Below are 7,550 nucleotides of genomic sequence, written 5' to 3' on the forward strand. Positions count from 1 at the left end.
ATGCTTAATCGCCTACGTCAATTATTTCCAACCAACACGTTACAATACCGAGAGCAAACCTCACAACGTATTACGTGGGGGCATTGGTTTGCACTTTTTAATATTGTCATAGCAATTTTAATTGCCTCTCGTTATGCTTTTAATGCCGACTGGCCGAATACGCTAGTCGGTAAACTCTACTTTTTCGTCAGCCTTTTCGGACATTTCAGCTTCGTTGTTTTTGCCTTTTATCTACTCTGCCTTTTCCCACTTAGTTTTTTAATCCGCAACGAGCGCGGTTTCCGTGGCTTTTCGGTCATTTTTGCTACTATTGGGCAAACGTTACTCTTGGTCGATACCGAAATCTTTAAGCAATTCTATCTGCATTTATCACCGCTTGTTTGGGACTTATTAGTGAATCCAGATAACGGCGAACTCTCACGCCAATGGCAATTGCTGTTCGTACCAATGCCTCTGATTTTACTTGCAGAAATGCTCTACTCCCGTTGGTGTTGGCAAAAATTGCGTAGTTTCAACCGCCAAACTTGGGGCAAATATGTTGCGATGTTTTTCTTGAGTTGCTTTATGGCAACCCATCTTATTTATGCGTGGGCAGATATGAGCATTAACCGCCCAATTACTTCGCAAAAGGCAAATTACCCGCTTTCCTACCCGATGACAGCACGTAGTTTCTTAGAAAAACACGGCTTAGTGGATATGGAAAAAATGGAGCAAACCATTGAGCAGACTGGACGTTTAGATACTTTCTACTTGGACTATCCAAAACAAATGCTTCAAATGACCAAAACGCCTGAAGTAAATGTGTTGTTGATTAACGTCTCAGGCTTAACCAATCATGCGATTGATGGCGAGCAGATGCCGTTTGTTCGCAAAATAGCGGGAAAATCCTACCGCTTTATGCACCACTATGCGAGTGGCGATACGCCAATGGCAAGCACGTTAGGCATTTTCTACGGACTAAGCGGGAGATACATTGATGCTGTGCTGAACGAAAAAACTAGCTCACCGCTTATGACAGCCTTTAAAAAATATGGCTATCAATTCGGCTTATTCTCTGCAAACAATTTTGCTGAACCGCTCTATCGTCGTGCGTTATTTGCAAATATGCCTTTAGCCAAAACGGAAGATAATGAACAAGCACTGAATGCCTGGCAAACGTGGCTGACAAAACAGGAAGCAAATAAGCCATTCTTTAGCTATTTACAGTTAAATATAACCTCTGAAAACCAGATTAATCAGCAAATTGAAACAATCTGGCAACAGCTTAAGAGCAAAGATCTAATGGGTAGAACCTTGGTGATACTGACTGCCGATTTAGCTAACGCAGAGAAAATGAAAAACAGTTTCTCAGCAGAACGATTAGAAGTGCCATTGATGTTCTATTGGCAAGGCGGAGGGCTATTATACAACCAGCTTTCTAGCCATTTAGACATTATGCCAACGCTCTTTAGCCAGTTCTTTGGTGTGCTTAATCATGCGAATGATTACACCCAAGGCATTGATTTATCTAAACCAAACAACCGCCTTTGGGTACTGGCTTCCAACCACCAATGGAATGTTGCCATTATGTCAGATGGCGAACAATTCCACTTAGATCGCCGTGGGCAAGTTGAAAACTTCAATACAGAGGGCGTGCAAATTAAAAGCGAAAAACCACCGCTTGCCCTGTTCTTACAGATGATTAAATTAAGTAATCAGTTTGTGAATAAATAAAAAATGCGTAGGGTATTAAATCCTACGCATTTTTCTTTTATCTAAAAGATTAATCTTGATGAATCCGACTTGACACCGCACTTTGTTGATTTTTATATTTTGCATCTTTTCGGGCATTATATGGTTTAGCCGCGTGTCCGCTTAACACCTCAAAACTTAACGCACCGATTGCCATATTAGGACGAAGTGCAAGCGGTAATTTTCCTGCATTGAAAAACTCAAGTACGATACGCCCTTCCCAACCTGGGTCAATGCGGTGAGCAGTAACGTGAACCATTAAGCCTAGGCGGGCAAGTGAAGAGCGGCCATCTAGCCAGCCAACGATATTCGAAGGCAATTTTACCGATTCAAGAGTAACTGATAATGCTAACTCACCTGGATGAAGGAAAAAGGCTTCATCATCACCGATAATAATTTCCTCACTCATTACACGCTCAAGTTGAGCGGTTACCGCTTCGCGAGGACCGCTTACATCAATATAAGGGGTTGAGTGTTCACGGAAAATACGGAATGAGTTGCCTAAGCGAACATCAACGGTCGCTCCAGAAATTTTATCATTCGCAGGTCGTGGCGTAATTTCAATCAAGCCTTCATCTAAATAACGCTCAATGTCAGTATCACACAGACGCATCTTATTTTTTCCCTAATAGTTGCTGAATTTGAGCTTTTAAAATATTGATTGCAATACGGTTTTTTCCACCTTTTGGCACGATAATATCCGCATATTGTTTGGACGGTTCAATAAATTGTAAGAACATTGGTCGAACCGTTTTGCGATATTGAGCGATTACGGATTCCATGGTTCTACCACGTTCTACCATATCACGTTGTAAACGGCGGATAAAACAGATATCTAGCGGTGCATCTACGAAAATAGACACATTGATTTCGTTACGAATCTCTTCATCGGTAAGTAATAAGATACCTTCAAGAATGATGATTTTTTTCGCATTAAAGCGAGTGGTGGTTGTTTTGCGGTTATGTTCCGCATAGTCATATTCAGGAATATCGATAGATTTGCCTTGTTTTAATAGGCGTAGATGTTCAACTAATAAGTGGTGGTCCATTGAGTTGGGATGATCGTAGTTCGTTTTAACGCGCTCATCCATAGTGAGATGACTTTGATCTTTATAGTACGCATCTTCAGAAATAATGCCGATATCATCTGAGCCGAGCTCTTCTTTTAATTCTTTATAAATGGTTGAAGCAATTAAACTTTTGCCAGAAGCCGAAGCCCCTGCGATGGCAATGACAATACACGCTTGGTTTTCAGTAATTACAGACATTTTCTTTTCTCTATATCAAAATAAAATTCGGGCAATTATACCCCAAACAGTAAAGCGAGGAAAGGTAAGAGAAAAAGGCAAATTTGTCAAAATAGGTAGCTTGTTTGGTGAAAATGTAAATTCAGAGTACAATACGTCCTATTTTCCTTACTAAATAGAGAATTATGCAAGAAAAAGATCTTTCAACATTTAAGACGTTTAAGCGTTTGTTCCCAACGATTAGCCAATATAAATGGGGCTTAATTGTCGGAGCTGTAGCATTGGTGCTCAATGCTTTGGTCGACTCAGGGCTGATTTATCTGCTTAAACCGTTACTGGATGAGGGCTTTGGTCACGCAGATCACGGCTTTTTAAAATTGATGGCGGTGTTAGTGGTGCTGTTCATCCTTGTGCGTGGTATCACAAACTATATTGCGAGTTATTGCTTGGCGTGGGTGTCAGGCAAAGTAGTGATGACTCTTCGCCGCAATATTTTCCAGCATTTGATGTATATGCCTGTGAGCTATTTTGACCAAAATCCTGTTGGTCGCTCACTTTCACGTGTCACTTATGATACGGAAATGGTGGCAAATTCGTCTTCACATGTGTTGGTTACGATTGTGCGTGAAGGCGTTTATTTGATCTCACTCTTTGTGGTGATGATCTATACTAGCTGGCAACTTTCAGTTGTACTTTTCGTGCTTGCACCAATTATTGGTACGTTAATTGCTATTGTTTCTCGCCGTTTCCGTCAATTAAGCCGTAATATTCAAAGCTCGATGGGTGATTTGACCGTAACAACAGAACAGATGCTCAAAGGGCACAAAGAAGTCATCTCTTTCGGTGGTCAGCAGGTCGAAAAAGAACGTTTTGAACGCGTAAGTAACGATATGCGTTTGAAAGGAATGAAAGTGATCTCTGCCGATGGGATTTCTGATGGTTTAGTGCAGCTTATTGCCTCTTTTGCTCTATCGGCGGTGCTCTATCTTTCGACGGTAAAAGGCTTGGATATTGAGGATTTAACTGCAGGTTCATTCACGGTGGTATTCTCTTCAATGATGGCAATGTTGCGTCCGCTGAAATCACTTACTAATGTCAATTCGCAGTTCCAACGCGGAATGGCTGCGTGTCAAACCTTATTTGGATTTTTAGATTTACCGACAGAAGAAGATAAAGGCAAGATTGAAATTAAGCGTGCTAAAGGCGATGTTGAGTTTAAAAATGTCTCTTTCACTTATGAAGGCAAAGAGAACCCAGCATTAAATCAGGTTTCATTTAGCATTCCTAAAGGTAAAACTGTAGCGTTAGTTGGACGTTCTGGCTCGGGTAAATCAACCATTGCCAACCTTTTAACTCGGTTTTATAACATTGATTCGGGAGAGATTTTGCTTGATGGGGTAAATGTTCAAGATTACACGCTAGCGAATTTACGTGAACAATGTTCAATTGTCTCGCAACAAGTTCATCTGTTTAATGACACGATTGCTAATAACATTGCCTATGCGGCAACAGATAAATTCTCGCGTGAAGAGATTATTCAAGCAGCAAAAGCAGCACATGCAATGGAATTTATCGAGAAATTAGATGATGGTTTAGATACTGTTATCGGTGAAAATGGGGCAAGTTTATCAGGCGGACAACGCCAGCGTTTAGCAATTGCTCGTGCTTTATTGCGTAATTCGCCTGTATTGGTGTTGGATGAAGCAACTTCGGCACTAGATACCGAGTCAGAGCGTGCAATTCAATCTGCCTTGGCAGAACTACAAAAAGACAAAACAGTGCTTGTGATTGCACACCGTTTATCAACAATTGAAAAAGCAGATGAAATTTTGGTAGTCGATCAAGGTAAGATTGTCGAACGTGGCCCGCATAGTGAACTGATGGCACTTGATGGTGCTTATAAACAGCTTCATAAATTACAATTTGGGGCGTAATTAAAGCATAATAGACATAAAGCGTTGCTAATATTTTCAAAATATTAGCAGCCCTTTTTATTTAAAAAAGCTTTATCAATATATCTTTGAAAGATGCTAACCGAACTATTTTATGACAAGTTGTGAATAACATGGTTTAGTTTGTTGCTAATTTACTCTATTTTTAACATGCAAGGAACAGGATTTATCCTCACCCAGAATAATATGAAGTAATCCCGCTATATTTTGAATTTTGGTTGTCAGCCTTGTTCATTACATAACGAGGATTTTTTATGTTCATTGCATAAGAATCCAAGCAATCAAATTTCCAATTTATTTTGTACAATAGGTTAAGAATTTGACTGCTTGGTTTATGCATGATGTTAAACGTTTCGCATTTTAGGGATTAATGACGGAAATGTCTCATTCCTGTTAATACCATCGCCATACCGTGTTCATCTGCTGCATCAATCACTTCCTGATCACGCATTGAACCACCTGGGTGGATTACGCAAGTAATGCCCACTTTCGCTGCTGCATCAATACCATCACGGAATGGGAAGAACGCATCTGATGCCATCACACAACCTGCTACTTGCAAACCTTCGTCTTCAGCTTTAATGCCTGCGATTTTCGCAGAGTAAACACGGCTCATTTGACCTGCACCAATACCGATGGTTTGTCCGTTTTTCGCATATACAATCGCATTCGATTTCACATATTTCGCAACCTTCCAGCAGAAGAGTAAGTCTTCAAGTTCTGCTTGAGTCGGTTGGCGTTTAGAAACCACTTTCAAATCTTCAATAGCAACAGAACCTTGATCTGCTTCTTGCACCAATAAACCACCATTTACACGTTTGAAATCTAAGCGTTTTTGCGGTTGACTAAATTCGCCACATTCTAATACACGTACGTTTTTCTTTTTCACTAGAGCTTCTTTTGCTTCTGCTGAAACGGTTGGTGCGATGATCACTTCCACGAATTGACGATCTGCAATGATTTGTGCTGTAATGCCATCTAACTCACGATTGAAGGCAATAATGCCTCCGAATGCAGATGTTGGATCGGTTTGATAAGCACGATCATAGGCTTCTAAAATGTTTTCACCTAATGCCACTCCGCACGGGTTCGCGTGTTTCACAATCACACAAGCGGGTTGCTCAAACTCTTTTACGCATTCAAGGGCGGCATCTGTGTCAGCAATGTTGTTGTAAGAAAGGGCTTTACCTTGTAATTGTTTCGCAGTAGAAACCGATGCCTCTTTCACTTCATTTTCCACATAGAATGCTGCATTTTGGTGAGCGTTTTCACCATAACGCATCGTTTGCTTACGTACAAAATTGAGGTTTAACGTACGCGGGAATTGACCGCAAACTTGAGTTAAATCTTCTTCCTCTGCCCCTTGATAAGGTGGTACTTTTTGACCGAAGTAGTTGGCAATCATACTGTCGTATTGCGCCGTGTGTTCAAAGGCTTTGATGGCAAGGTTAAAGCGAGTGGCTAAGGTTAGATTATTGTCGTTTTGATCCATCTCTGCCAAAATCGCATCAAAATCGCTATTATTCACCACAATCGCTACATCTTTATGGTTTTTCGCCGCAGAGCGTACCATTGTTGGACCTCCAATGTCGATATTTTCTACCGCATCTTCCAACGTACAATCAAGTTTTTCCACGGTTGCCGCAAATGGGTAAAGGTTCACTACCACCATATCAATGCGTTCAATGCCGTGTTGGTTCATCACTTCATCATCTGTACCACGGCGACCTAAAATCCCACCGTGTACTTTTGGGTGAAGGGTTTTTACTCGCCCGCCCATCATTTCTGGGAAACCAGTGTAGTCTGATACTTCAGTCACGGGCAAGCCTGCATCAGCAATTAATTTTGCCGTGCCGCCCGTTGAAAGCAATTTCACACCACGAGCTACGAGTCCTTGTGCAAATTCCACGATGCCTTTTTTATCAGACACACTTAATAACGCTTGTTGAATCGCCATTTTGAGTTCCCTTTAATATAGATTAAAATAAAAAAATCGGGCAAGATTATAAAGCAAACGTTTGCTTTTTTCATTAGCAAGCGGTGAATTTATGCAAATTTTTTACAAGATAAATTTTTAGGAGCAGGCTATGCCAATTATTCATAACGAAGAACAGGGCGAATTTAGTTATTTTGAAGGCGAAGTAAAAATGGGCAAATTACGCTATCATTATATTAAAGATGATGTGATAGATGTTTTCACTACAAAAGTGGATGAAGCCTTTCAGGGCAAGGGAATTGCGGGGGAACTCTATTCTGCAGTAATTGAATTCGCTAAACAAAATCAGCTTAAAATTAAGCCAAGTTGTAGTTATATTGATATTAAAATGCAACGAAATAATCCTGATTTAATTGCATAAATATTAGATAAGAAAGGGCACCTATAAGTGCCCTCAATTTTTATCTAAACTTTAGCATTAAAGTGCAGATTTTGCTTTTTCAACTAATGCAGAGAATGCTACTTTGTCGAATACAGCGATGTCAGCTAAGATCTTACGGTCAATTTCAACAGAAGCTTTTTTCAAGCCATTGATGAATTTGCTGTAAGATAAACCGTTTTGACGTGCCGCAGCGTTGATACGTGCAATCCATAATTGACGGAATTGACGTTTACGTTGACGAC

Annotated in this window: 7 protein-coding genes; 3 read left to right on the plus strand and 4 right to left on the minus strand. The window is 40.5% G+C overall.

The window, feature by feature from the left end:
• Window positions 1-1,713 (plus strand): DUF3413 domain-containing protein, encoded by a 1,713-nt coding sequence (locus tag QMF79_RS08490; RefSeq protein WP_281773502.1) that lies wholly within the window; start codon window positions 1-3, stop codon window positions 1,711-1,713.
• 49 nt (window positions 1,714-1,762) lie between these two features.
• Here QMF79_RS08490 and dcd read toward each other — a convergent pair whose 3' ends face one another.
• Window positions 1,763-2,344 carry a dCTP deaminase gene (gene dcd / locus QMF79_RS08495; protein WP_005705661.1) on the minus strand — a complete coding sequence of 194 codons (582 nt, stop codon included), beginning with the start codon at window positions 2,342-2,344 and terminating at the stop codon, window positions 1,763-1,765.
• Window position 2,345: 1 nt separating this feature from the next.
• Window positions 2,346-2,999 carry a uridine kinase gene (gene udk / locus QMF79_RS08500; protein ID WP_281773503.1) on the minus strand — a complete coding sequence of 218 codons (654 nt, stop codon included), beginning with the start codon at window positions 2,997-2,999 and terminating at the stop codon, window positions 2,346-2,348.
• 164 nt (window positions 3,000-3,163) lie between these two features.
• On the opposite strand from udk, the gene msbA reads away from it, so the two are divergent.
• On the plus strand, window positions 3,164-4,912 hold the full coding sequence (gene msbA / locus QMF79_RS08505) for a lipid A ABC transporter ATP-binding protein/permease MsbA (RefSeq protein WP_281773504.1): 1,749 nt from the start codon (window positions 3,164-3,166) through the stop codon (window positions 4,910-4,912).
• Window positions 4,913-5,297: 385 nt separating this feature from the next.
• On the opposite strand, the gene purH is transcribed toward msbA, so the two are convergent.
• The gene (purH, locus tag QMF79_RS08510; protein ID WP_281773505.1) at window positions 5,298-6,887 is read right to left on the minus strand and encodes a bifunctional phosphoribosylaminoimidazolecarboxamide formyltransferase/IMP cyclohydrolase; all 1,590 of its coding nucleotides are present in this window, start codon (window positions 6,885-6,887) and stop codon (window positions 5,298-5,300) included.
• Window positions 6,888-7,017: 130 nt separating this feature from the next.
• On the opposite strand from purH, the gene QMF79_RS08515 reads away from it, so the two are divergent.
• On the plus strand, window positions 7,018-7,287 hold the full coding sequence (locus tag QMF79_RS08515; protein ID WP_281773506.1) for a GNAT family N-acetyltransferase: 270 nt from the start codon (window positions 7,018-7,020) through the stop codon (window positions 7,285-7,287).
• 57 nt (window positions 7,288-7,344) lie between these two features.
• Here the strand turns inward: QMF79_RS08515 and rplT are convergent.
• Window positions 7,345-7,550: 50S ribosomal protein L20 (rplT, locus tag QMF79_RS08520; RefSeq protein WP_281773507.1), on the minus strand; the 206-nt coding region annotated here is incomplete at its 5' end.

Source organism: Pseudohaemophilus parahaemolyticus, from assembly GCF_938021905.1.
Lineage (GTDB): Bacteria > Pseudomonadota > Gammaproteobacteria > Enterobacterales > Pasteurellaceae > Haemophilus_A > Haemophilus_A parahaemolyticus_B.

What these genes read in the sequence shown, in the direction of transcription:
- QMF79_RS08490 (WP_281773502.1), top strand. Translation starts at nt 1, where the DNA reads ATGCTTAATCGCCTACGTCAATTATTTCCAACCAACACGTTACAATAC.
- dcd (WP_005705661.1), bottom strand. Translation starts at nt 2,344, where the DNA reads ATGCGTCTGTGTGATACTGACATTGAGCGTTATTTAGATGAAGGCTTG.
- udk (WP_281773503.1), bottom strand. Translation starts at nt 2,999, where the DNA reads ATGTCTGTAATTACTGAAAACCAAGCGTGTATTGTCATTGCCATCGCA.
- msbA (WP_281773504.1), top strand. Translation starts at nt 3,164, where the DNA reads ATGCAAGAAAAAGATCTTTCAACATTTAAGACGTTTAAGCGTTTGTTC.
- purH (WP_281773505.1), bottom strand. Translation starts at nt 6,887, where the DNA reads ATGGCGATTCAACAAGCGTTATTAAGTGTGTCTGATAAAAAAGGCATC.
- QMF79_RS08515 (WP_281773506.1), top strand. Translation starts at nt 7,018, where the DNA reads ATGCCAATTATTCATAACGAAGAACAGGGCGAATTTAGTTATTTTGAA.